This is a genomic window from Halodesulfovibrio oceani subsp. galateae, assembly GCF_055397225.1.
In genome coordinates this window covers 1,407,208-1,432,250 of sequence record NZ_AP042453.1, presented here as the reverse complement: position 1 = coordinate 1,432,250, position 25,043 = coordinate 1,407,208, and the positions used below count along the sequence as shown (strand labels likewise).

Below are 25,043 nucleotides of genomic sequence, written 5' to 3'. Positions count from 1 at the left end.
CCTCGCGGTATCTAAATAACAGTTGCGTTGGAACTGTGACAAATAAGATCAGAGGATGTATGGAATTAGACATTGAATTACTGAAGTGTTTTGAAGCTGTTGTAGATCAAAACGGATTTACTCAGGCTGGGAAACATTTGGGATTAAGCCAATCTGCTGTCAGTCAACGAATTCAGAGGCTTGAAGACAGGATAAGCAAAAAGCTTTTTTCTAAAGCTGTCAGGGGGATTGAATTGAGTGCTGATGGCGAGGTTCTGTTGAGTTATGCTCGACGCATTTTGTCATTACACAATGAAGCTGTGCAATGGATTCGGCAGCCTAGTATGAAGGGGAATTTGAGAATTGGTTTTGTAGATTATTTCGGGCCGGATTTACTTCCGGAAATTGTAAGTAAATTCTCAAAAACTTACCCGAATATTCACTTGGAGTTGCACGCTGGTCTCGGAATGAATTTGGATTCAATATACCAAGAAGGTAATCTTGATATACTGCTTGCCGGAGCGGGGATAAATGGGAACGGGGAAAGAATAATGACTGACCCTGTTGTGTGGGCATACAAGGACGGACATGGGCTTGAAACTTTTTTTTCTGCTGACTGCATAGACCAAATGCCACTTGTAACTTTGCCTCAACCATGTGTATTTAGAGCAATGGCTATCAATATGCTTGATGCCTACAGCAAGTCATGGGATGTGGTTTTCACAGGGACAGGCGTTGCAAGCGTCTTAGCTGCTGCACGGGCGGGGTTAGGAATTACAGCTTTGCCACGTTCTGCAGTAACAAAGGATCTTTCAATTCTCTCGTCCGATCATCCGCTTGCTTCACTTCCAGAATTTTCTACCTACCTGTACCATAACCAAAATATTTCAACAGAGCTTGTTAAGGGCATTACAGACTATTTAAAGATTCAACTAAAAAAGCGTCAGTAGGAGTTTCCTGCTGACGCTTTTTCTTTATTAAATTTCTGTAATTACAGATTGCTGTGGCATTCTGGACTTTGGCGCCGATGCATTAAAATCGTCGTCTGCACCATAACCAAGAGATACTATGACTGTTGGTGCAAGTCCTTTTTCTGCAAGTCCCAGATGCTCTGTGAGGTGTTCATAATCAAAACCTTCCATAGGGCATGCCTGTAAACCCAAATGTTCTGCACCAATCAACAGGTTTCCAAGTGCGATAAAGGTTTGCTTTTCCATCCAGTGATGCGCATCTTGTATCGTGTCACGATGATGTAGCACAAAGAATTCACGCCCTTTTCTGTTCATCTCCCGTACTTCGTTAGTAGGGAAACGTCCGTCCTTTTCTTCCTGAGCTAAGATAGAGTTTGTGTAGTCGGTATCAATAGTTGTTTTTGTGCATAAAACAACTACCGCTGAGGCATCCTTAATCTTTCCAGCATTAAACTCATAAAAGCCGCGTGCAGAGGCTGCAATTTTGTCCTTGCTCTCTTGACTTGTAGCAATGACAAAATGCCATGGCTGCGAATTTGTTGATGAAGGAGAGAGCTGCAACACTTTCTTCACGTCACTCAGTATGGAAGGTGGAATAGAAATATTTGGGGTAAACTTTTTAGCTGTGTATCTGGATTCCAATTTTTCAATATACGTGGTCATAGCCATCTCCTATATAAAATCATGTTCTGTCTTTGAGGCCACTCTGCAGCAAATGATTAAGTAAGAGAAATTAAACTCCATAATTGTTACTATTACCTTTGCTAATCCTTGTAATGAAACGAAGATTGACGCGGCGAATCCAAAGCAATATTCAACAGCTATGTTTACTACCTTTTCACTATTCCTATCTTCTACTCAATCGGATTGGCTTGTTCCGCACCGCATAAAAAGGGCTGTCTGACTTCAGTAGAACTCTTTCTATCTGCTGAAGTTTATTTGTTGGAACTTATTAGGAAAATGTATCCTCAATTTTTGGAGAACAAGTCATGACTAATCCTTTTTCATCACCGTATGAGGGGTATGAAATTCGTCAGCACCTGACGAATAAAAACATTATTGTTGGTAGGCATAGCTATTATTCTGGCTATTACCACGGGAAACATTTTGAAGAAAATGTAAGATACCTTTCAGCAGAGCGTGATGATGTAGATAAACTCATTATTGGTAAGTTCTGTTCAATCGGCTCCGGTGCAGTCTTTATGATGGCCGGCAATCAAGGGCATCGCCACGACTGGGTCAGTACATACCCTTTTCATTACATGTCTGAGTTTTCAGATGCTGAAGATGCATATCTTCCCAAAGGTAATACCGTTATCGGCAATGACGTTTGGATAGGAAGTGAGGCGATGATTATGGCTGGCGTGACTGTAGGCCACGGGGCTATTATCGCAGCGCGTGCCGTTGTAACAAAGAACGTTGCCGATTACAGCATAGTTGGTGGGAATCCGGCAAAACTGATAAGAGAGCGCTTCAGTGCTGATGAAAAAGAAAGACTTATCGACTTAGCATGGTGGGATTGGCCTGACGATACAATTCGAGAAAATCTTTCGTTATTATGCAGTCAAAACGTCGCTCATCTTTGGGACAAAATTTAACTATATATTTAAGTTCTTAAAGTGCATGGAACTGTCCGCATTTGAGGGCTTTTTTATTTAGATGTTCTTTCCAAGAGTTAAGCTAATTGTCAGTTTCTGAGGACTTATTGGGAATTACTTATCTACGCAAAAAAGAAGGTCAATAGTTAAAGTTTTACATTAGATGTTGATACAATCTTCTTATAAATTGAGACGTTGCTAGTGGTCTTACTTGGTATTTCACAAAAAAAGCCCGCACGCTGACAACGCGTACGGGCTTTTCTTATTAGCAATGGTTTAAGGTTGAGAACTGGAGAGGCTTACTTTGTTTTTGCCTGATTTTTCAATTTAGCCTCTTCTACCCAACAATAAAGAACGGGAACAACAAAGACCGTGAGCAGCGCAATGGACATACCTCCAAAGGATGGTATCGCCATCGGTACCATAATATCTGCGCCCTTACCTGTTGAAGTAAGGATAGGTAACAACGCTAGAATTGTTGTGGCAGATGTCATGAGTGCTGGACGGATACGCCTTTTTGCCCCTTCAATTACAAATTCACGAACCTCTTCAATATTCTGTGGATTCCGACTCGCTTTGGACTCATCAAGGAATGTAGCCATGATTACGCCGTCGTCGGATGCTATGCCGAATAGTGCAAGGAACCCAACCCAGATAGCGACTGAGAGGTTAATGGGATGAACTTGAAAGAGATCTCGCATATGTGTCCCGAGTATGGAGAAGTTCAAGAACCAATCCTGCCCGTAAAGCCAGATCATAATGAAACCACCAGACCACGCGACGAGGATTCCCGAGAAAACCATGAGCGTGGTGGTAATCGCGTTAAACTGCAAATATAGGATGATTACAATAACAAACAATGCCAGTGGTAAAATTACAGCCAGCTTTTTTTGTGCACGGATCTGGTTTTCATAACTTCCAGCAAATTCAAATGAAACACCTGCTGGTATCACAAGTTCCCCACTGGTAATCTTTTGATCCAGAAAATCGCGGGTCTGCTCTACTACGTCGACCTCGGCAAAGCCAGGTTGCTTATCAAACAAGACATAGCCGATAAGAAACGTGTCTTCACTTTTAATGACTTGAGGACCTCGAATATATGTGATGTCAGCAAGTCTGGATAACGGAATCTGTTCTCCTGTTGGTGACGCCACGAGGATGTTTTCAAGCCCTTCAATAGAATCACGTAACTCCCGTTGATAGCGGACTCGTACTGGATAGCGTTCTCGTCCTTCCACTGTAGTAGTAATTATACGTCCGCCGACGGCGCTATCTATAACGTTTTGTACTTTTGCTACTGTGATTCCGTAACGGGCTATTGCATCGCGATTGATTACGATTTCCAGGTATGGTTTCCCTACAATCCTGTCCGCAGTAACAGCTGCGGGCATTATGGAAGGAATCTGCTTTAAATATTTTTCAAGCTGAAGGCCGAATTCTTCAATGACAGGTAATGTGGGGCCTTTGACTTTAATGCCCATAGGCGCACGCATACCGGATTGCAGCATGACAATTCGTGCAGCAATTGGCTGAAGTTTTGGAGCACTAGTTACGCCCGGCATCGCTGCTGCTTGAACAATGGCGTCCCAAATGTCGTTTGAGGAGCGCACCCCACTCCACGGTTCGCGTTCAGGGTTGAGCTTCGGATCAAGCGCCATACGCCAAATTCTAAACGGTCTGCCATCGGGATCAGCAATAAGTCTACCCGCTGCATCACGCTCATAATACCCTTGGACAAGATATGGATACCCGTCTTGTGCAGAGAGCAGTTTATTATCTACTGAGCGCATGTAGTCTTTTTTTGAAGCATCAAACTTAAAGCGCATGCGTTTGCCGTTAGCATCAAGCAGATATTGTGGCTTGTAGTTGATGACAGTCTCAATCATTGAAACAGGGGCAGGATCGAGTGGTGTTTCTGCCCTGCCAAGCTTGCCTACAGCACTCTGGACTTCTGGAATCCGCTGTATTGCTTTATCTTGCTTTGCAAGAATGTCCTGCACTTCACCTATGGAAGCGTGAGGCATTGTTGTTGGCATATAGAGAAAAGAACCTTCATCCAGCGGTGGCATAAACTCTTTGCCAAGCCCGGGGAATGTGTGTGCTAACATTGCCATTGGCGCTGTGGCGCGAATGGCATTCGGCATCCAACTGGTTACAGTTCCAAAACCCAGCCATATCACCATACCGAACAGAGCAATGCTTAACGGTAAGAGCATAAATGTGGCTTTATGGCGCAAAAACAAACGGAGTAAGGAAGGGTATGCTTTTTGGAATCCGTAGAAGAATGCCATTAAGCTACCAATAGCTCCTCCTGCAAACAACAGGTTGATGAAGAAGCCTTTTTCTGGTCCAAGCGGGAGCCAATGTTGGGAAAGTATGATCGTAATTGTAATAATTACGAGCCAGTTCTCAGCACGTTCAACCCATTTTTCTATTGTTTGAGGAAGGTGTGCGTACAAAATTCGGCGTATACCAATATAGGCGACAACAAATCCAAGCCACCACTTTACCATCACACTTATTACAACGCCTGATGCAACCAGCGTCGCGGGCATTATGTATGTTTTGATTTTTCCAACATTTGATGACTTGCGTGCTTTGAAAAGCATGTGCGCCAACATAGGTAAAACAGTGAGCGATAATAAAATTGAGGCACCGAGTGCAAAAGTTTTTGTATAGGCCAGCGGCTTGAAAAGTTTGCCCTCTGCTCCATCCATAACAAAAACGGGGAGGAAGCTGATGATGGTCGTTGCAACAGCAGTCAAAACTGCGCTGCCAACCTCGGCAACACCATCAAATACAAGTTTGAAAGAGTCAGCTCCGGGAGGAGCTTTTTCAAGCTTTTTAAGTATGTTTTCGCATATGATGATGCCCATATCCACCATTGTACCAATAGCAATAGCGATACCTGAAAGTGCAACAATATTCGCATCTACCCCAAGCACTCGCATGGCAATAAAGCACATGAGAACTGCAAGTGGTAGTAAAGACGAAATTACAAGAGAGCTTTTAAAATGCATTACCGCAATAAGCACAACGATAATGGTAATAAGGATTTCTTCTGTGAGCGCATTGTCCAGTGTTCCCAAGGTTTCTTGGATAAGACCGCTACGATCATAAAACGGGACAATAGCAAGCTTTGAGACAGTGCCGTCCGCTAGGGTTTTGCTCGGAAGCCCTGCACTGATCGTTGTAATTTTATCTTTCAGATTATTGATAACAGCTAATGGGTTCTCACCGTAACGAACGACAACAACGCCACCGACAACTTCTGTACCATTTTTATCCAAAGCACCACGTCGCATGGCAGGCCCCAGCGAGACTGTGGCGACATCTTTAACAGTAATTGGCGTATTATCAGCAACTTTGATTACGGCTTTTTCAAGATCAGAGAGCTTTTTTACGAAGCCGACACCACGGATGATGTATTCAACGCTGTTGATCTCCATTGTCCGCGCGCCAACATCAAGGTTGGATTGCTTAACCGCACCAATTACTTGCTCAAGCGTTACTCCATAAGCGCGCATTGCGTCTGGGTTAACATCAATCTGGTATTCTTTGACAAAGCCACCGACAGAAGCAACTTCTGATACTCCTTCAGCAGAAAGAAGTCCGTATCGAACAAGCCAATCCTGCACGCTGCGCAGTTCATCAAGCCCCCAACCGCCAGTCGGATTCCCTTGTGGGTCGCGTCCTTCTATTGTGTACCAGAATACTTGCCCCAATGCGGTTGCGTCCGGCCCAAGTGTTGGTTGGACTCCTGTTGGCAAAGTGCCTGGGGGTAAACTATTTAATTTTTCTAAAAGGCGAGAACGGGACCAATAAAATTCTACATCCTCATTGAAGATGACGTAAATTGTGGAAAATCCGAACATTGAATAGCTGCGTACCGTTTTAACCCCCGGTATCCCTAGTAAAGATACCGTAAGCGGGTACGTAACCTGATCTTCCATATCCTGCGGAGAACGCCCGGCCCACGCGGTGAAGACTATCTGCTGATTTTCTCCGATATCGGGAATCGCATCTACAGGCACTGGATCACGGGGAATGCCGCCTAAATCCCAATCAAAAGGCGCAACCATAGCCCCCCAACCAATCATGAGAACGGCTAGAAGTATGACTACCAGCTTACGTTTTAAGCAAAAGTAGATGAGCTTTTCAGTAATGGTGCGCGGGACGATTCCATGTTCAAAGCCGGAGTCCTGACTGGAGGGAGTTTTTGGAGGTGTAACGCCCTGCTCTGTGTTTTTTTCAATATCAGCCACGGATGCCCCTTTACTCTACAGCAAGTTGATTCTTGACTTCGCCGCAGTTACGCATAGCCGCGCCAAAATATGGATTACGAATGTTTTCATCCTGCTGTAACCAAGCCGCCCCTTTGTTATCAAAAGCCATTGGGCAAAATACTTCATAGACATTGCCGTTAAGTGAAATTCCCATACGTTTGGATACGTCCAGCATACTTTTTGAAACCGTAAAGAATCCCTTACGCATTCCGCTAATATCGGAGGCATTACGCATATCGGCAATTGCAGATGTGATTGTTCTCTTTTGTCCTGACCAGAACTGCATAGTTTTTTCTGGTAATCCTGCGCTTGAGAGTGAATTTAATGCGTTGGCAAAGCCCTTCAATGCAACACGGGCTTCGTCTGCATTGTCATTACTCAATGCTTCAGAAACATCTATATACGCGGTTAACGCAGCGCCTATCTGTGCTTTGATCTTCTCAGGGACTTGTAAATTTGGGGTTAGTGACGTTGCCGCAGCCTCAACACCAAAAGCTGACTTCAAAGCTTTATAGTGAACGAGGGCAAGCGCAAAAAGTTCGTGTTGACGTTTATATGAATCTGCCTCAGCGCCTAAAACGCAATCATTGGCAAGCAACATTCCGTTTTCTTTCCATGCGAGCATTGCTTCGCCTTCGAGCATCCACGTTTCCATCGACTTCAGCTTGTTACCAATTATCGTAAACTGCGCCTGAACAGCGGCACTGTTTTTTTGTTGCAAGGCTTTGCTTAGCACTTCGAAATCTTTATTCATGAAGTACAGCTTGGATATTAATATTGATGGAGCACCAAGGTGATTTGATTTGTGATCGTCATGCGCATTATGTTGGTCAGATGCAGAAAGCAAAGCAGTGTCACTCATCATGCTTGGTTTCGCCATAATTTGAAGCGCGCTATCAAGCTTGAAAGCACCTTTACTTACTACCAGCTCACCCTCATCAAGCCCGCTTTTTACGATGTATGTATTGTTGCTTTTTGCGCCTAAAATAATTTCACGGCCCTCGTATACGCCTTCCTTGTCAGGATTTTGAACATAAACGATAGCTCGTTTCCCTGTAATCAATGGAGCTGAGGCCGGAATAACTAAGGAAGAATCATCACCGGAAGTTTCTTTCTTTTGAGATGCCTGTACAAACATGCCCGGCTTTAGTTTTTCACCGGCATTTGTAACTTCAATTCGTACAGCAACGGTACGAGTTTTTTGGTCGACTGTTGGATCGATATAAACGATGCGTCCATTAAACTGCTCACCGGGGAATGCGTCTGCAGTGAAGTCGACTTTGTCCCCTATTTTAATCCATGACAAATCAGTTTCGTACGCTTCAAGTATTACCCATACAGCTGAAAGATCAGCAATAGAATAAAGCGGTTCACCAGCTTTTACATAAGCACCCTCTACAACATCCTTACGTATCACAAGTCCTGCTTGTGGAGCATATACGGTAAGGTTTTTGGATGGTGTTTTTTGTTTGGAAATTGCTGCAATTTGCCCTTTAGATAAACCAAGAAGGCGTAATTTTTCTTTCGCAGCCGAAATATTATTCATTACTGATTTGCGGATGATTGAAGAGCTTTTTGATGTAAGCTTGGAAGTAGCTTTGGTTGCTTGGATTAATTCTGCCTGCGCTGAATACAATTCAGGGCTATAGATAACAGCCATTGGCTGTCCCTTTCGGACAGTGCTACCCGTTTTGGCGATGAGCAGTCGGTCTATACGTCCCGCAGTCCATGCGCTGATGGTTTCTACACGGGATTCATCGTAGTCAACTTTACCAACCATACGTAAGTCGGCTGAAGCAAACTGGCGGGTAACAGGAGTTACTGCCACTTCTGCAAGCTTGCGAGCATTACCATCCAATTCGATTTGGCGGTAACTTTCTGATGCTGCCTTGTTGGCGTCAATTTCCAGTTTGATTAAATCCATGAAACACAGCGGACATTTCCCCGGTTGCGGTAGCTGGATTTGCGGATGCATAGAGCATGTCCATACCACCTTGCCCTTTGACTGCATTTGGTCAGAACCTTGCTTTTCAGCTTTTATCTGGGTCACTTTGCTGGTGTCATCATCTGTCGGCATAAGTATACCTGATGCCAATATTCCGCCCACTAAAGCAAAAGCCGCGGCGCCAAAAACTACTTTACCTATATAACGAGGTAACTGCATCTCACATCCCCTAACGCTTTTACATGCTCCCAGATACCGCACGTATCTGAGAGCATGTAATCGCAAATTACTTAACGACTTCTAACTCTACACCCTGGCTTTCAAGTTTTTTGATAAAAACTTTCGGGTTCTTTTTAAACTTTGGCGAGCACATCTGACAGCAGAAGTACACTCGCTTGCCGTTGTGATCTGCATACAGATCTTTATTGATAGTGTTTCCCATAACAGGGCATTTGGTCTGAGGTGTGCCGGCAAAAGCAGCGGTTCCCGGCATTGCAAATGCGATAACTGCAAATGCTAACACTGCAACTCTCAAAAGTGATTTCATTCTCATCTCCTCTCTTTTCTGTGCTACTCAACTGTTACGTTGAGTTCTTTTTGCGGTAAGTCGAACCTTGTCATCGCCATTTTATTTTTTTGTATGACAGGTAACTCCGTACCAACTAGTTGTTCAAGTTGTGCAATACGCTGTGCTTGGTCTGTTAGAGCACGCGCTTGAGCAATATAGAGCTCAAAATATGTGTTCTCTGCCGCGATGACTTCTTCAAGGTCGACTTTGCCACTCTGATATGCCTCTAGGGTTACTTCAACGGATTGCTCCGCTTTAGGGAGCAGGCTTTCTTCATACAGAGTGATTTGTCGAATAGCATCGCGGTAGCGGTATAAAGCCAGCTCCAAGTCGGCTAGAAGGATATCTTTACGCCCTTTCTTTGCCTGAATAGCTACGAGCCTTTTTTCTCTTCCTTCTTCAACGGCAGCGTCTCTGCTGTCCTGCCAGATAGGAATATTGAGACTTACAGTGGCTATAACCGGGTCATTACCGTTTTGGGTTGGATCACCAGAGCGAGCTTTATCTGTGTAAATTGATTTTATCCCGAACGTGAGGTCTGGATAATAGTTTTTCTCAGCAAGAGTAATTTGAGCGTCTGCACCGGCGAGTTGTTGGTCAAAGCTAAGTAGCTCAGGATTTTTTTGTTGAAGAAGCTTCCTGAGTATATCTTCTTCAACCTCTAACTGTAATTCCGCCACTGTATTTGATAGATGTACTGCATCATCAATATCTCGCCCCATAGCCGCGTTCAGACGAGCTTGGAGAGGGACATACATGTCTTTAAGTGAGGCTTTTCGATTTCGAGAAGAGTCGAGCTCAACTTGTGTTCGGAGCACGTCTGCATACAAGGCATTGCCGGAAGAATATCGAGCGCGAATAGTTGCTTCTAAAAATTCTAACAATTCAACTTGTTCTGCGGTTAGCTGTATGGCGCGTTGCAGGTAGAGCAGCTCATAGTATGCCACCTTAACGTTTCGGAATATTTTAGTTTTGATACTGTCCGCTTTTGCTTTAAATACATCAGCCTCACGTAGCGCAACCTTTTCTTTTGCATCCAGCTTACCAATCCAGGGAAATTTTTGTGTAAGCGCATAACTCATGCGTTGCGGGCCAACACGTGTTTCAACAGGGACAATGTAAACTCCAAACGTGAATTGCGGGTCAGGCAGTGTGGAAACTTGTGGCGCCTTTTGAGTTGCAGCTTTCCATTTACTGAATGCAGATTGCAGTTCGCCGTTATTTTCGGCTGCGATTTTTAGATAAGCAGGGAGTACATTTTCTGCTGCGTCCTCTGCATATAGTGTCTGCACGCTGAAAAATAATAGTGTCACGCTTAATAAAAAGACTCTTGCAATCATTTGTTTCCTCATGTGTTTTGTTTGTCAGGAAATCTCATTTCAGTATTAAGAAAGCATAATCAGTAAGTTATGACATACAATATTCTTTAACATCATGCAGAAATATTATTGTTAGCGCCATTGTATTAATGAGTTTTTGTAAAGGATCACTAAACGTTGCTTTTGGTTGTGTAGCAAAGCGTAGGCCAAATTGACCAATCCTTACTATTTTAGTCAGATATAAAACGGTATTTATTTTTATTCAAGCCCCCCTTTTTAACTTGTATAAAAAGTATACAGTTCAAGACCCTTCTCCTTCTGCTGTGTTCATTTTTTTTACAGGAGAAAAAGTTCGTGTGAGTCAGACTTGAAGGGAATAACATGGTGATTAAGTGGATAGTGCGTCCAGCTTAGAACATTGGAGGGGATAGGGAATATGTTCTTAAAGGCTCCACGCATTCGCAATTAAGAATAATCCTTACATGTGGGCTGCTATGAGTGCTATCATTAGTTCTTGTTATGTTAGAAGGTGTACTATTTTTAGACACCAAAAATTTCTAATTGTGGCGAGGACGAATAACTATGCCTATCCGCATTAAAATTCTGATTATCCTGCTATTAACGACAATTCCCCCTGCTCTCTTTTTGCGTGTAAACAGCATGCAATCGATGAATCAGCTAGCAGAAAACGTTGAATCACGAACAGAAACTATACTTCTTAATAATATTAGCATGCTATTGCTGCGTGTTGCTGAGGGCCAAGCGCATCTTCTAAAGCGTGAAGGGCAACTTATTAATACGGTCTTAAGCATTCTTGCTAATGATGCCAGCATAACATTATCGTCGTCACCGCAATCAGCAAAAAAAAGTACAATTCTTCCAATGTATGAAATGGAAAGTCCTAAAGGGATGGCTGACAGGGGGGGCGTATGCATGTCCTCTCCTTCATTAAAAACTAAGGATAATTTCAAATTACTACTTCCTTCGCTCGAAAAATTTGCGGATTTATATCCCGAGTTGATTCTTTGGCAGCGGGTACGACTTTTAGATAGTTCTCAGCTTTTTTTCCCTACAAAGAAGGCTGAACATTCTGCGGATAAATGTTTGTTTGGTGAGCCCCCTCTGCCTGCGATCGCAGGAGAAACATCATGGTCACCGCCCATGCACGACCCTCTATTCAAAAGATCGGTATTTACAGCTACTCAGAATATTTATTCAAAGGACACAAAAATTGGGTCTGTTACAATTGCAGTGCCTGTGCATACGCTCCTGCGTGCTCCCGGAAATCTGTCTAAATTTTCGCCTAATATAACGTCCTATCTTGTTGATGCAACAGCAGAAGGCGATGAGCTTGTAATTTTTGCTGTTAGAACACCGAAAGATCAAGGTGGAAGGTGGTTTACTTCTCCAGAAGACAAACTTGCGCTGGATAAAAAAACGCACAGTCAAATTTCAGGAGATGTTGTGCTTGGGAAGGCTGGTTTACTTAGTGCGGTTGTTGATGATGAAAGCCTGTTAATAGCCTACGCACCGCTTAAAATAGGTGGTGCAACTTTGCTTATCACCGTTCCACGTATAGATATTGTCAATGATGCCTCTGAAGAGACAGATATTATTAGAGCTATCTTTTCTAAGCAAATGGACACGTCACACCTGCTGTTGAGTGGAACCCTTTTGCTCTTGGGAATAATCGCGATTATTTTGTCTATTTCGTTGAGCAAGAGTATCTATAAACTGGTTCATGCTGTGCGCGCAGTGAGTGCTGGTGATTTCTCAGTACGCATTCGAAATGTTGGACAAGATGAGATTGGCGAACTTGGAAAAGCTATTAATGAAATGGTACCTACATTAGAAGAAAACGTTCATTTAAAAAGTTCGCTCCAGTTGGCAAGCGTTGTGCAACAAAGCTTATTGCCCAAGCAAGCACCTACTCCAGCCTCCTTTGATATAGCTGGGGCAAGTTACTACTGCGCAGAAACCGGTGGAGATTACTACGATTTCATTGCCTGTGCATCAGGAAGTGCTTCTCAGCTGACTATGGCAGTTGGGGATGTTGTTGGTCACGGTATTCCTGCTGCGTTGCTTATGGCGACAGCGCGGGCATATTTACGATCCAGTGCAAAGAACGATTTCACCCTGTCCGAAGTGACCCGTAAGACAAACGAACTTGTTGTGTGTGATACCTATGGCTCCGGCCAGTTTATGACACTCTTTCTTGCCTCGTTGGATACGTTAACTAATACGTTAACGTGGACTAGAGCAGGACATGATGCAGCAATTGTTTATCGTGGGTCTGAATCCCGTTTTATTGAGTTTAAGGGGGTTGGAAGCACGGCCCTTGGTGTGACGTATGATGCGAGGTACACAGAAAATACAGAGCAGCTTTTCCCCGAAGACATCATCGTCATTGCAACTGATGGAATATGGGAAGCACGATCTCCTGAAGGTGTGATGTTTGGCAAAAAACTTATGGAGACTATTATTCGTGATAATGCCTCGCTTTCGGCAGAAAAGCTTATTGAAAAATTACATACTAGTGCTCTGAATTTTACGAAGCTCTCGAGCCTTGAAGATGACTTTACTTGCCTTGTCATAAAATTTCGCAGTAAAAATTAGATACAGGAATAGAAAAGCCGGATGCGTACCTTTCCACATTCGGCTTTATTACTTGCCAAGATTACTATAAGTCATGCGTGTACGTTTTTTTGGTATAAGCAGTGTCGAATACGCAACTGCTCTTCCCTCTTGATCTTCATTAAAAGTCGATAAGGACAATATGTCAGAAAAAGAAACGCTTGGTTGGAAAGAATGGGCATCACTACCGGACTTCAGTATCTCATGCATTCTTGCAAAAATAGATACTGGTGCTCGAACTTCTTCACTCCACACAATAGATGAAGAGATTTTCGTTAAAGATAATGTAGAGTGGATTCGGTTTACAATTGCGCTTGACTCACGCGAAAACAGAACTGTTTCAGCAGAAGCCCCGCTCATGGCAAGGCGTTCTGTCACCAATTCCAGCGGTCAGACAGAAGAACGATTTGTTATTGAAGCCCTAATTTCCATTGGCGACTGGCGCAGTTTAGCAGAGATCACCCTAACTCGTCGTAGAGGGATGAAGTGTCGAATGCTTGTTGGTCGCACTGCAATCTCTGGAACTGCTATAGTTGACCCAGAACACACGTTTTTACATCAAGCCCCCTTATGTGGCTAACGAGCGACTCGCTGTTGTCTTTTTAAATTACAGTCGATTGCCTTGAAATTTATTTTTCCTTTCCTTCCTTCTGTCCATTAGCTCCCCCAAAAACAGCTTTGCTGAGTAAATATGGAGCAAGAGGACGTTGTAGCCCTTTTCGCCTTTTTGGTGAAAAAGACGTTACCTCGTTGCTCTCTTCGTCTTATTTCTACGTAGGTATAGGCTGTTAAAACTGGTATCTCGCAAGAATATTTTCTTTTTTTATTTGTAACAGTCCTGTAATTTTAGCAACTTTCGGTATTGTTAAATAAAAAGAAAAACTTTTTCGAAAAACTTGCCTTGACAGTCGGTTGAATTAGATCTTAAAAAGCTTTTCATGTTGATAACGGATTTCATTTTCAGAAGTCGATTGATCAATACGTGAGTGAGTTCTTTTACTCCAGTGCTGCTATTAGCCGAGTAGCATTGTAATGAGATCAGGATTCGCACAGCCTTGCGTATCGTATTTTTTTGCCTCAAGCTATTGAAAATGAATTTCATAATCATACATCCAATCTGTCTTGGAATACGTGAATTAAGAAGGTAAAATTTAATGAAACGCTTCATTGTATTAGCTCTCGCTACTTGCATGATTCTTAGCGTCGCTGCTGGCGCTTCTGCTGCTGAATTTAAGGCTTCCGGTTCTATGTGGGCCGGTTTCGACTACATCAACACTGATGGCTCTGGCGATGATACCAACAACTTTATTCAGAGAATGGATACTCAGGTAGACATCATTGCTTCCGAAAATCTTTCCGGTACCGTGCTCTTCCGTATTGAGCAGACATGGGGACAGGCAAACAACAATGTTGGTGCAGGCTCCGGCGGTGCTATTGGTGCTGACGGCGTCAACGTTAGCACACTCCGCGCTTACGTTGACTTCCTCGTACCTTCCACAGAAATTCGAGTTCGCGCTGGTATTCAGGGACTGGGTCTTCCTGGTGCAGTAACTGCCTCTGGCGTACTTGATAACGACGTTGCTGCAATTGTTGCTTCTCAGTCTTTTGATAACGTAGCTGTTACGGCTTTCTTTGCACGCCCATACGATTCTGACGGTACTGATGATGCAACCATGGATCTCTTTGGTGGCATTGTAGCGGCAGATCTTGGTGTTGCTACTGTTTCTCCATACTTCATGTTTGCAAACGTAACCGATAAAGTGGATGCAGACGGCGAAATTTTTGAAGATAATATGTACTGGGCAGGTGCTTCTCTCGAGGCTGCTCCAGTAGAAAATCTCGCATTAGCATTTGACGGTGTATACGGTAAAGAAAACGGCAAAGACGGCGGTTTCGCAATTGCCGGTAAAGCTGCATACACTACCAGCATGATGGTTCCTGCAATCGTTGGTTGGTATGCTTCCGGAAACGACGATGATGGTGAAGGCCGTATGCCTAGCATCGATGATGACGACTTCAGCATGACAACTCTTGTTGGTGCTGGTGCTATGGGACCAGACAGCGATAACATTTTCGGTAGTGCTCTTGGTAAATGGGGTCTTGGTCTTCAGCTTGAAGAACTTACCTTCATTGAAAAGCTTAGCCACACTGTACGCATCACCTACATTCAAGGTACAAACGAAGACTCTGACAGCATTTCCAGCTGGGGTGAAGACGATCGTGCAACCGAAATTGATGTTGCATCCGTCTACAGCATTTACGACAACCTCGACCTCCTTGTTGATTTTGCATACGCAGTCACCGACTTTGATGCCGGTTCTGCTAAAGATGTAGATAACGTATTCAAAGCTGCTGCACTTATTCAGTACAATTTCTAAACACTAACTACGTATTCCAAAACAGACAGTTTCTTGAAAAGAGCCACTTAGCCAGTGGCTCTTTTTTTACGTTTTGTAATGCTATTTCATTCTGCCCGATTCAATTGCGTCTCTCTTGTGTACACTCGAAAGATATTGCCCACCTTGTGCCCTCTTCCATTTTGTGCCCGCCAGTCGAGCATATTTCTGCGTTGCGTAATGATCAGCACTCGTTTGTTTTTCAATCTATACTGGAGAACTATCAGCCAGAATATACAATCAAGTAATTACGTTGAAGTTCTATGCAGCAACCAACTGCCTGTTTGAGTCGGTTACTTTTAGCCCCGACCTCGATGTTGGGTGTAATGCATAATATTTTATCTGTTACGCAACCTGCGGAGAATTTAATGGGCAAATATATATTAAAGTTTTCCCCCGTCATTGTTGCCATAGTAATGGCCTCATTCCCTTCCCCGGAAGGATTGTCGCCTGAAGGCTGGTACTTCCTTAGTATTTTCATTGGCGTCATTATCGGATTAATTATTGAGCCAATCCCAGCCGCTCTTGTCGGGCTTTTAGGCGTATCTATCGTAGCAGCTTTGGGGTTGGTAGACCCAAATCCCACTGCCAGCAGAAATTGGGCTTTATCCGGCTTTTCGAATGGCGTTATCTGGCTAATCTTTTCAGCTTTTATGTTTGCTCTGGGGTATCAAAAGACCGGTTTGGGTAAGCGTATCAGTTTAGTTCTGATTAAATATTTAGGGAAAAGCACACTTGGTCTTGGCTACGCAATTGCATTTTCAGATGCTATTCTCGCGCCGTTCATGCCTTCAAATACAGCTCGAAGCGCGGGTACCATTTATCCGATTGTGAGTAACATTCCGCTGATGTTCAACTCCACCCCTGATCATGAACCACGCAAGATCGGTTCGTATTTGACATGGGTTGCTATTGCGGCAACGTGTGTCACAAGTTCTATGTTTTTAACAGCGCTCGCCCCAAACCTGCTTGCCATTGATCTTATTGCTCAAACGACCAACGTTCAAATTACATGGGGACAATGGGCTAAAGTGATGATTCCCGCCATGCTCCCTCTTTTTATTCTCACGCCTTGGTTGGCATACGTGATTTATCCACCGACGCAAAAAACATCACCAGAAGCGCCGTTATGGGCAAAAAAAGAACTGGAAAATCTCGGGGCTGTTACTCGAAAAGAGCTCATGATGCTTGGCTACGCGGTATTGGCACTCATTTTCTGGATTTTTGGTAAAGAACTTGGCGTTAACAGTACCGTTGCTGCCATTTTAGTTCTTTCGTTAATGGTTTTAAGTGACGTCATCACGTGGGAAGATGTCATTAGCAATAAAAGTGCGTGGAACGTCCTTATCTGGTTTGCAACACTGGTTGCGATGGCTTCCGGCCTGAGTAAAACCGGCGTTCTCTCATGGATTGGTAATCTTAGCTCAAGTTACTTGCAGGGGCTGCCTCCATTTACAGTCGCTCTGTTCCTCGTCCTTATGTTCTTTATGCTCCACTATTTCTTTGCAAGCACCACCGCCCATACCACCGCCCTTATGCCTTTATTTATGGTAACTGCCACCGTGCTGTTACCCGCTGAGATGATCCCGCAGATAGCACTTATGCTCGCGGGTAGCCTTGGTCTCATGGGTATTATTACTCCGTATGCAACGGGGCCGTCCCCTATCTGGTATGGGTCAGGCTTTATCAGTCAGGCTCGCTGGTGGTTCCTGGGTGCCATCTTCGGCGCTCTTTATTTAGCTTCTATGCTAATTTTGACAGCTTTATACGTTTAACAACTCCATTCAAAAAAGGAAAAGGCCTGCATTCTCGTGCAGGCCTTTTTTCTTGTACTGAATTGTCCGGCACAATTCCTTCGAACGGAATAACCGCCCCCTACTTAAACCCAAAATCCTATCTGGAAACCCTTCGCGCTTCCCAGTGCTCCATGCATTTTCTGAAAATATGGGGATAGACGATGAAATGGCGGAATGGTTGGATGCACCTCATGTAAAACGCGCTGAAAGCGGTCCTGTGCTTAATGTACACCGCAAGGCGAACCTTCCACTTCCCTTCTCCCGAGGGAGACCAAGCATAATGCATTAATGTATGTTCGGTGGAATTGGAGAGTTCATGGAGCGTTTCGTCCTCGAAGGTATACACTGGTCTGAAGTCCATAAAGTCTTGAGTTGAGATGTCCATCGCGCGTTCCGGCGTGTCTTTCTTAACATCGCTTTCCTGCAAACGATCCCGAAGGCTTTTTTCCCCGCAGCCCGGGATAGGGAGACAGTTCACGGTATTATCGATGCGAAATAACGCCCCGAAAAGTTTTCGCATTCTGAATAGCATTCCAGTCAAGGAGTCATCATAAATGCTCTTCATCGTAGGCTCAATGGCGGATTTCTGGAACAAATGTAAATCGACCCCGTCATTTGCGCCGAATTCGTAGGGGAACTCCCAGGTATCCTCGAGTAGGAAATCGGACGCTAAAGAACGGACCCTCCAGTTGAATTTGGTATGCGTAGAAGCCGCGGCAATAAAATTCATAGTTATTCCTTTGTATGATAATATAGGGCTCAGTACATGATACGTGTAAAAAGTAGGAACATATTTCTACCAACTTCGATCTGATCCATCCATTGCGAAAACACCGGCTTCGATAAAGCCATTTCTTATCTCTGCTGTCCTTTCTTCAAGTGTATTCAGTCCAACTGCCAACCTCTGCTCACTCCCACATCAGGGTTCTCAATCAAATAAGGTGCTCAATTATCAGTCTTGCTTGATTGGAATTGTGGCCCGTAAATTTGGGTTTTCCCTTCGCACATGCCAATACGATCCTCCAGCATAGCACTTGCCAAAGGTTGACGTCATTGTTGAAAGCAGCTTGCTTAAGCAACGATAGGCTATGTTGCATGAATGGAGGACTGCCAGTGGCATGCAGTGCGATTAGCCACGCTGCCTATGCACCGTCCTCGCCAACTAAACTTTTCCTTGGTCAGTCATTTTGCACGATGATGGCCTCAAGCCGAAGAGATTTATCTCTATAGAATTACAGGCACAAATTGACACAGAGTTACTTTGCTAGCTTGCTGTTCTAAAACAGCAGGTAAGCGCTTGCTAATTTCGAGTGTGAGTCCGTCATTTGCTGAAAAAATTATTAGTGTATTGGCCATTGTCTCTTCTGGCTAAGAGTCTTTTACCTGCTCTATCTACTAATATTTTATGTAGAAATTGCTGAAAAGACTTTATGAAAATCATACCTGAAGGAAGTTTTTCAGGCAACCATCCGAATAGCACGGCACAATGGACTTTCAGAGAAAGATCAAAATGTGAAATCTGTTTCTTTTAACTTTTCCTGTTGTACATTTCGAGGGGATGAGCAAAAAAACATGTTCCTTATGCTTCGCTACTTCTTTCGAACACAACTGCTCATACGACTGCTCATGTAACTGCTCACCCCACTGCCCTCATGTCTTTATTTATGGTAACTGCCACAGGCTGTTGCCTGCTGAAATGATCCCACAGATTGCACTATGCCTGCGGGTAAGCTTGGCCTCATGGGTATTATTACTCCGTGCGCAACGAGACCATTCCTATCTGGTATGATGCAAGCTTTATCAGTCAGGCTCGTTGGTGGTTCTTGGGTGCCATTTTCGGTGCTTTTAACTTAGCCTCTAAGCTAATTCTGACAGTTTTATACGTCTAACAGCGCTATTCAAAAAAGAAAAAAAGGTCTGCATTCTCGTGCAGGCCTTTTTTTAATGCTTACGTCTTGTTCTTTATCGACTGGTTACAGACATCCGAACCAGAAAAGTCTTAAAAAACAATGTCTATCCATACAAAACATTATCCTTTTTCTTACAATCCTTACCGTACTGTCCAAGCTTCAATGTGTTGTTATTGTAAAGGTGTAATCCAAATAAAAGTGATAACATTTAAATAGTTGTATACCTAATCTATTTCTGTGGAGTAAGCTGGAAAAGATATGGATTTTGAAACGAAGCAAGCGAGACCTCAAGAGGCCTTTGAAAGGATTATACTATGCACTTCTTAAAGCGACTATCTATGCGAAGCAAAATTTTCATAACCTTTCTTCTTCTTGTTTTTGTCATGTTCGGTTCCATTTCTCTTACATTACCCCACATAAAAGAAACATTTGAGAAAACGATAAAAAATGAACTGCAAGCGAACACTGTACTTGCGAGTATTATGGTTGAGAAGCTTTTAGATGAGTCTGTTGAGCAATATTTTAAAGGGATGGCCGAAACGAGCGCTGGAATTGTTCAGCGGTTTTACAATAGATACAGACGAAAAGAACTCTCGTTGGAAGAAGCGCAAGCCTTCCCTAAAGAGCTTATGAATACGCATTTAGTTGGAGAAACGGGATATACTTTTTTTGTTACGCCAGAGAACAAAGATAATATTGAAGAAATATTACAGGACGCACCTAACAGTGAAACTCTTTCTCATTCTTTTCTTGAAGCAATAATTTCTCAAAAAAAAGGATTCTTGCGAACTGTAAAAGGAAAAGGGATTTTTCCAGAAGATGATGTAGCTTATCTGGATTACTTTTCTCCATGGAAATGGATTATCGCAGCTGTGCCGTTTGAAAAGGGAACTCACTCTATTGTTAGCCTGACTAACTTTAAAGATAGTATTGAAAACTCGAAATTAAGTCCGGGGAAAGGGAGCTACATTACGATTTTTGAATTGGATGGACACATTTTGTATCACCCGTTCTTGCAAAATAAAAACGCATTAGAGCTTAAAGACCCTAAAACAAATAGATTTTTTATTCGAGACCTCATCGACATCGTGAGAGAAAAGGGTTTCGATATTCCACAAACGGGGTGGTTTGAATATCATTTTTTGAAACGTGAGCAAACAAAGAGCTACGGTGCAAAACTATTCTACTATGTGTACCAGCCAAAGAATAAATGGTTTGTTGTTACAGTCATCAATAAAGCTGACATGTTGATGCCATATTCTCAGCTAATTCAAGATCTAGGAATTTTTGCTGCGATCATGCTTATCGTCGTAACTCTCCTCGCATTTCTATCATCCAATCACCTCCTCCAACGTATTACTGCATTGAAAAATGCAGCCAGAAAGCTTTCAGAAAACGACTACGATCTTGATCTTCAAAAGTATGCAGATGATGAAATCGGAGAACTTGAAGAAGCGTTTGGTGATGCCAGTACGAAAATTTCTTCGCTTACACAAAGCCAGAAAGAATTGAACGAAAATCTTGAACGGATTGTGGAAGAGCGAACAGATGCACTGCATCTAGCTTTGCAAGATGCTGAATCTGCAACAGAAGCAAAATCAGAATTTCTTGCAAACATGAGTCATGAAATACGTACACCGATTAATGCCATTACTGGGCTCACCTATCTTATGCAGCAACAAGATGCACCCCCCCAGCAGAAACGATATATCACCAAAGTTGAAACTGCCGCACATTCACTTCTCGGAATTATTAACGATATTCTCGATTTTTCAAAAATTGAAGCTGGAAAGCTCGATTTGGAAAATACTACTTTTTACTTACATGACGTAATGGAAAAAGTATCTACCATCGTGGGAATAAAAGCTTCAGAGAAGGATCTAGATTTCATTATTAGCTACGAGCCCGATGTTCCTATGACCTATAGTGGTGACCCTCTTCGTCTTGCTCAGATCATCACCAATTTAACGAATAATGCCATTAAGTTTACTGAAAAAGGCGAGGTAGGTGTCTATGTCTCCCGTGAGAGAAGGCATTTGCTACGCTTTGAGGTGAGAGACACAGGCATTGGGCTGACAGAAGAAGAATCATCCAAGCTTTTCAAATCCTTTTCACAAGCAGATACAAGCACAACTCGTAAGTATGGTGGAACCGGACTTGGTCTTGCCATTTCTAAACAGCTTGTCCAAATGATGGGCGGTCGCATATGGGTTCAAAGCATTAAGGGAAAAGGGACATCATTCTTCTTTACTGTCACTCTTAAAGAATTTTCGTCTAAAAATAACGAGCACATGCTATTTACCAATAAGAGTGTTCTTATTGTTGACGATAGTCCTTCGTGGCAATCTTCACTTTCAAATTTGCTTTCTGTTTACAATTTTGATGTTGAAGTCGTCGGTAGTGGTGAAGATGCTCTAAAAAAAGTCGAAGATAAAGTCCCGTACGATCTTATTCTTATGGATTGGAATTTGCCGGGCTTGAATGGTGTTGAAACGACACGAAAACTCAAAGAGATGCATCCAGAATCAGTGCAGCCAATCATTATGGTTTCTGCTTATGATGAAGAATATTACAAAGAAGAAGCAGAACAGCTGGGTATTTCAACATTTTTACATAAGCCCATAAATCCTTCTGAGCTTTACAACATAATTGTTTCCTACTTTGGAACAGAGATTAAAGAGGATTTAAACATCAAAGTGGAAAAAGTGAGCTTGCAGGAAGAGCTTACTACAAGAAAAGGGAGCTGGGTCTTGTTGGTTGAAGATAACGAGCTTAACCGAGACATTATTAAAGATATGCTCGCTCACTCCGGTATCTTAATTGATGAAGCTCATAATGGGCAGGATGCTGTAGATAAAGTCAAACAATATCCCGACAAGTATGAGCTGATACTTATGGATATACAAATGCCTGTAATGGATGGATATACTGCTACTGCAAAAATTCGAGAATACAATAGCGATATTTCCATAATTGCTCTTACTGCAAACGCAATGGCAGCAGACATTGCTCGTTCAAAAGAAGCAGGCATGGATGCTCATCTGAATAAGCCAATTAATGTTGAAGAATTTTTTACAACATTACTCCAGTATCTATCCCCTAAGATTAGCTTGAATGCCAATACGTCGCTTCCTTCTGAAATTAAAGAACAGGTGGTGTTCAAGTTTACCGTAATCGATGCTGAAGCCGGTTTGAAATACATGAATGGCAACCTTGCCCTGTATTATAAAATCTTACGTAATTTCCAATCAAATTACGAAGATGCACATAACTCTCTTAAACATCTGCTTACTGAAAACAAAAAAGAAGCAAAATTGTTATTGCATACTCTTAAAGGCCTCAGTGCAAGCATTGGGGCAAAAGATCTGCACACCATTACAAAACAACTTGAAGCAAGCTTTGATAGTTCTCTTTTGGGAACTTTTGACCATGAGCTTGGAAAAGTACTGGATGACATCGCAAGTTGCCCTGAGCTTTCAAAACAAAAGCAATTAAATTCTGACCTGCCATTACTTGAAGGAAATACACGTAAAAACCTGTGGGGATCTCTTTTTCAGGCAATAAAAAGTAAAAGACCTAAGAATATTAAGGGGGTTCTGGATAAGTTTTCGCCCTACTCTTTGCAAGAGGGGGACGCACAAAAACTAGCCGAAGTCCGAGTGCTTTTAGGTAAATTCAAATACAACGATGCACTGAATCTTTTAGGAGAAAGCAATGAATAACGATTCGCCTCAACCAACGATACTTGTCGTAGACGATTCTGAGTCTAATATTGAGATGGTTCTTGCTATTCTGGATAATTATGACGTCATCCCTGCGACCTCAGGAAAAGATGCTTTAGATATGGTTGCGAGTGAGCATATTGACCTTATTCTGCTGGACATTCTGATGCCTAAAATGAGTGGTTTTGAGGTTTGCGAAAAATTGAAAGTGTCTGAACAGACAAAAGATATTCCAGTGATCTTTCTTACAGCCCAAAAGGACGAAGATAGCATCGAATCTGCATATCTTACAGGCGGAGTAGATTACGTTACAAAGCCCTTTAAGCCGGTAGAATTACTCGCCAGGGTAAAAGTGCATTTGGATTTGCAAAATCTTATTCAAAAATTGGAATACCTGGCAACAAGAGACAGTTTGACAGGCATCTACAATCGCAGGAAGTTTTTCAAGTTAGCTGAAAAAATGTTTGCAACGTATGATGAGCATCTCTACGCCATAATGCTTGATATTGACTTCTTTAAGAAAGTTAACGACCAATATGGACATAACGCCGGGGATATTGTTCTGAAGCAAACGACAGATGTTATTTCTAGCTTATTGCCTTCTTCTTCCATATTCGGGCGGATAGGTGGAGAAGAGTTTGCCGTAGTGTTAACAGCATCATCCGATGAACAGGTGATAAATTTGTTGGACAATATTGTCTCAACGTATGCAAATACGAGTATGAAGGTTGATTCAACACACGAGATCCAATGCACGCTAAGTTGCGGAATGACCCCTAAAGTTGAGTCAATTGCAACAATTGACGACTTACTTAAAGAAGCCGATGCCGCTTTGTATGAAGCAAAGCAAACAGGAAGGAATAAAAGAGTAATACGTGCCGCAAGACGTTAACAACATTTTGAAAAAAGTTGACTGCTACGTAATGCTTCACTACATGCTTGCCTAACATTAATGTAGATACTACATTATGATGCATCTAATTTCATTGTGCGTTTTTAGTAACTCATAATGACAGAACACCTATTCAGGAAGCGAATTATGCGATTACCAATTTTTCAAGTTGATGCTTTCACGGATACCATTTTTGGTGGTAACCCTGCTGCTGTTTGTGAGTTAACGCACTGGCTACCTGATAATGTCATGCAAAAAATAGCGGAAGAAAACTGTGTAGCGGAAACAGCTTTTTTTCTTGCTGTAGATGATGGTTTCGAAATCCGATGGTTCACCCCAGAATTCGAAATAGATTTATGCGGACATGCTACGCTTGCAACTGCGCATGTCATTACGCGCCACTTGCAGCCGTCATTGACCTCGGTGAAGTTTCATTCGAAAAGCGGAATACTTTCGGTTTCCGCAGACAGTGAGTTGTTGACCTTAAACTTCCCTTCACGCAAGCCCGTGCCCTGCTCTATTCCTCAAATCATTATTGATGCAATTCAGACTGAACCAACAGAAGTTTTGAAGTCTCGAGATTATGTTCTTGTATTTGAAGATGAAGAGACGATTAAAAGCATAAAGCCAGACTTGGCGCTTCTTAATCAAATAGATATTGGGATGGGTGGCATTGTTGTCACAGCTAAAGGAAGCACCGTCGATTTTGTGTCGCGTTTCTTTACGCCTCAAGCAAGCATTGTAGAAGATCCTGTCACGGGCTCTGCTCATTGTTCATTGATTCCTTATTGGAGTGAAAAACTGCACAAAGAATCAATGGTCGCTTTGCAGCTATCATCACGAGTCGGAAAACTCTTTTGTAGAGATTTGGGCGAGCGAGTCCTAATTTCTGGCAAAGCAGCAACCTACCTCGAAGGGCACATCACAATTTAAGTACCCTCCTCAATCCAACACGCTGATATCGCCTTGCTTACCTGTATGTTCATTGTAAGCGGGGTGTTACAGTGTTCTCGTACTTCTTGATACA

At 42.8% G+C, this 25,043-nt stretch carries 15 protein-coding genes; 9 read left to right on the top strand and 6 right to left on the bottom strand.

The features are described from left to right. Positions 1-59: 59 nt before the first annotated feature. Entirely contained in the window at positions 60-929 is an 870-nt protein-coding gene (locus tag ACZ5V1_RS06405; protein WP_464391149.1) for a LysR substrate-binding domain-containing protein, read from the top strand. Positions 930-956: 27 nt separating this feature from the next. Here the strand turns inward: ACZ5V1_RS06405 and nfsB are convergent, their stop codons facing one another. Next, the gene (gene nfsB, locus ACZ5V1_RS06400; protein ID WP_464391148.1) at positions 957-1,613 is read right to left on the bottom strand and encodes an oxygen-insensitive NAD(P)H nitroreductase; all 657 of its coding nucleotides are present in this window, start codon (positions 1,611-1,613) and stop codon (positions 957-959) included. A 326-nt stretch (positions 1,614-1,939) separates the two neighbouring features. Here nfsB and ACZ5V1_RS06395 point away from each other — a divergent pair, with 326 nt between their 5' ends. Continuing rightward, positions 1,940-2,548, top strand: coding sequence for a CatB-related O-acetyltransferase (locus tag ACZ5V1_RS06395; RefSeq protein ID WP_464391147.1), 609 nt, complete (start codon positions 1,940-1,942; stop codon positions 2,546-2,548). A 299-nt stretch (positions 2,549-2,847) separates the two neighbouring features. Here the strand turns inward: ACZ5V1_RS06395 and ACZ5V1_RS06390 are convergent, their stop codons facing one another. The 4 genes from ACZ5V1_RS06390 to ACZ5V1_RS06375 all read right to left on the bottom strand — a co-directional run bounded on the left by ACZ5V1_RS06390 (position 2,848) and on the right by ACZ5V1_RS06375 (position 10,687). Then, positions 2,848-6,813, bottom strand: a complete 3,966-nt coding sequence (locus ACZ5V1_RS06390; RefSeq protein WP_464391146.1) for an efflux RND transporter permease subunit — start codon at positions 6,811-6,813, stop codon at positions 2,848-2,850. 10 nt (positions 6,814-6,823) lie between these two features. Continuing rightward, complete coding sequence (locus ACZ5V1_RS06385; RefSeq protein ID WP_464391145.1) at positions 6,824-8,998, bottom strand: efflux RND transporter periplasmic adaptor subunit; 2,175 nt, start codon at positions 8,996-8,998, stop codon at positions 6,824-6,826. 67 nt (positions 8,999-9,065) lie between these two features. After that, a complete protein-coding gene (locus ACZ5V1_RS06380) occupies positions 9,066-9,326 on the bottom strand; it encodes a hypothetical protein (RefSeq protein ID WP_373793453.1) in 261 nt (86 codons plus the stop codon). Between the two features lie 23 nt (positions 9,327-9,349). Next, a complete protein-coding gene (locus tag ACZ5V1_RS06375; protein ID WP_464391144.1) occupies positions 9,350-10,687 on the bottom strand; it encodes a TolC family protein in 1,338 nt (445 codons plus the stop codon). A 561-nt stretch (positions 10,688-11,248) separates the two neighbouring features. Here ACZ5V1_RS06375 and ACZ5V1_RS06370 point away from each other — a divergent pair. The 4 genes from ACZ5V1_RS06370 to ACZ5V1_RS06355 all read left to right on the top strand — a co-directional run bounded on the left by ACZ5V1_RS06370 (position 11,249) and on the right by ACZ5V1_RS06355 (position 17,471). Then, positions 11,249-13,282, top strand: a complete 2,034-nt coding sequence (locus ACZ5V1_RS06370) for a PP2C family protein-serine/threonine phosphatase (RefSeq protein WP_464391143.1) — start codon at positions 11,249-11,251, stop codon at positions 13,280-13,282. 160 nt (positions 13,283-13,442) lie between these two features. Further along, positions 13,443-13,880: an ATP-dependent zinc protease family protein gene (locus ACZ5V1_RS06365; RefSeq protein WP_464391142.1), complete on the top strand. Its 438-nt coding sequence runs from the start codon at positions 13,443-13,445 to the stop codon at positions 13,878-13,880. 574 nt (positions 13,881-14,454) lie between these two features. After that, positions 14,455-15,678: an outer membrane homotrimeric porin gene (locus ACZ5V1_RS06360; RefSeq protein ID WP_464391141.1), complete on the top strand. Its 1,224-nt coding sequence runs from the start codon at positions 14,455-14,457 to the stop codon at positions 15,676-15,678. A 386-nt stretch (positions 15,679-16,064) separates the two neighbouring features. Continuing rightward, the gene (locus tag ACZ5V1_RS06355; RefSeq protein ID WP_464391140.1) at positions 16,065-17,471 is read left to right on the top strand and encodes an anion permease; all 1,407 of its coding nucleotides are present in this window, start codon (positions 16,065-16,067) and stop codon (positions 17,469-17,471) included. A gap of 118 nt (positions 17,472-17,589) precedes the next feature. On the opposite strand, the gene ACZ5V1_RS06350 is transcribed toward ACZ5V1_RS06355, so the two are convergent. Further along, entirely contained in the window at positions 17,590-18,222 is a 633-nt protein-coding gene (locus ACZ5V1_RS06350; protein WP_464391139.1) for a DUF2867 domain-containing protein, read from the bottom strand. A 1,518-nt stretch (positions 18,223-19,740) separates the two neighbouring features. Here ACZ5V1_RS06350 and ACZ5V1_RS06345 point away from each other — a divergent pair. From ACZ5V1_RS06345 to ACZ5V1_RS06335, 3 genes are all read left to right on the top strand, one after another. Then, entirely contained in the window at positions 19,741-23,124 is a 3,384-nt protein-coding gene (locus ACZ5V1_RS06345) for a response regulator (RefSeq protein ID WP_464391138.1), read from the top strand. Beyond that, positions 23,117-24,016, top strand: coding sequence for a diguanylate cyclase (locus ACZ5V1_RS06340; protein ID WP_464391137.1), 900 nt, complete (start codon positions 23,117-23,119; stop codon positions 24,014-24,016). Before ACZ5V1_RS06345 ends, ACZ5V1_RS06340 begins: the two co-directional genes overlap by 8 nt. Before the next feature lie 147 nt (positions 24,017-24,163). Further along, positions 24,164-24,949 carry a PhzF family phenazine biosynthesis protein gene (locus tag ACZ5V1_RS06335; protein ID WP_464391136.1) on the top strand — a complete coding sequence of 262 codons (786 nt, stop codon included), beginning with the start codon at positions 24,164-24,166 and terminating at the stop codon, positions 24,947-24,949. Positions 24,950-25,043 lie beyond the last annotated feature (94 nt).

Coding starts and splice junctions, on each gene's coding strand:
- ACZ5V1_RS06405 (WP_464391149.1), top strand. CDS start 60: ATGGAATTAGACATTGAATTACTGAAGTGTTTTGAAGCTGTTGTAGAT.
- nfsB (WP_464391148.1), bottom strand. CDS start 1,613: ATGACCACGTATATTGAAAAATTGGAATCCAGATACACAGCTAAAAAG.
- ACZ5V1_RS06395 (WP_464391147.1), top strand. CDS start 1,940: ATGACTAATCCTTTTTCATCACCGTATGAGGGGTATGAAATTCGTCAG.
- ACZ5V1_RS06385 (WP_464391145.1), bottom strand. CDS start 8,998: ATGCAGTTACCTCGTTATATAGGTAAAGTAGTTTTTGGCGCCGCGGCT.
- ACZ5V1_RS06380 (WP_373793453.1), bottom strand. CDS start 9,326: ATGAAATCACTTTTGAGAGTTGCAGTGTTAGCATTTGCAGTTATCGCA.
- ACZ5V1_RS06375 (WP_464391144.1), bottom strand. CDS start 10,687: ATGATTGCAAGAGTCTTTTTATTAAGCGTGACACTATTATTTTTCAGC.
- ACZ5V1_RS06370 (WP_464391143.1), top strand. CDS start 11,249: ATGCCTATCCGCATTAAAATTCTGATTATCCTGCTATTAACGACAATT.
- ACZ5V1_RS06365 (WP_464391142.1), top strand. CDS start 13,443: ATGTCAGAAAAAGAAACGCTTGGTTGGAAAGAATGGGCATCACTACCG.
- ACZ5V1_RS06360 (WP_464391141.1), top strand. CDS start 14,455: ATGAAACGCTTCATTGTATTAGCTCTCGCTACTTGCATGATTCTTAGC.
- ACZ5V1_RS06355 (WP_464391140.1), top strand. CDS start 16,065: ATGGGCAAATATATATTAAAGTTTTCCCCCGTCATTGTTGCCATAGTA.
- ACZ5V1_RS06350 (WP_464391139.1), bottom strand. CDS start 18,222: ATGAATTTTATTGCCGCGGCTTCTACGCATACCAAATTCAACTGGAGG.
- ACZ5V1_RS06345 (WP_464391138.1), top strand. CDS start 19,741: ATGCGAAGCAAAATTTTCATAACCTTTCTTCTTCTTGTTTTTGTCATG.
- ACZ5V1_RS06340 (WP_464391137.1), top strand. CDS start 23,117: ATGAATAACGATTCGCCTCAACCAACGATACTTGTCGTAGACGATTCT.
- ACZ5V1_RS06335 (WP_464391136.1), top strand. CDS start 24,164: ATGCGATTACCAATTTTTCAAGTTGATGCTTTCACGGATACCATTTTT.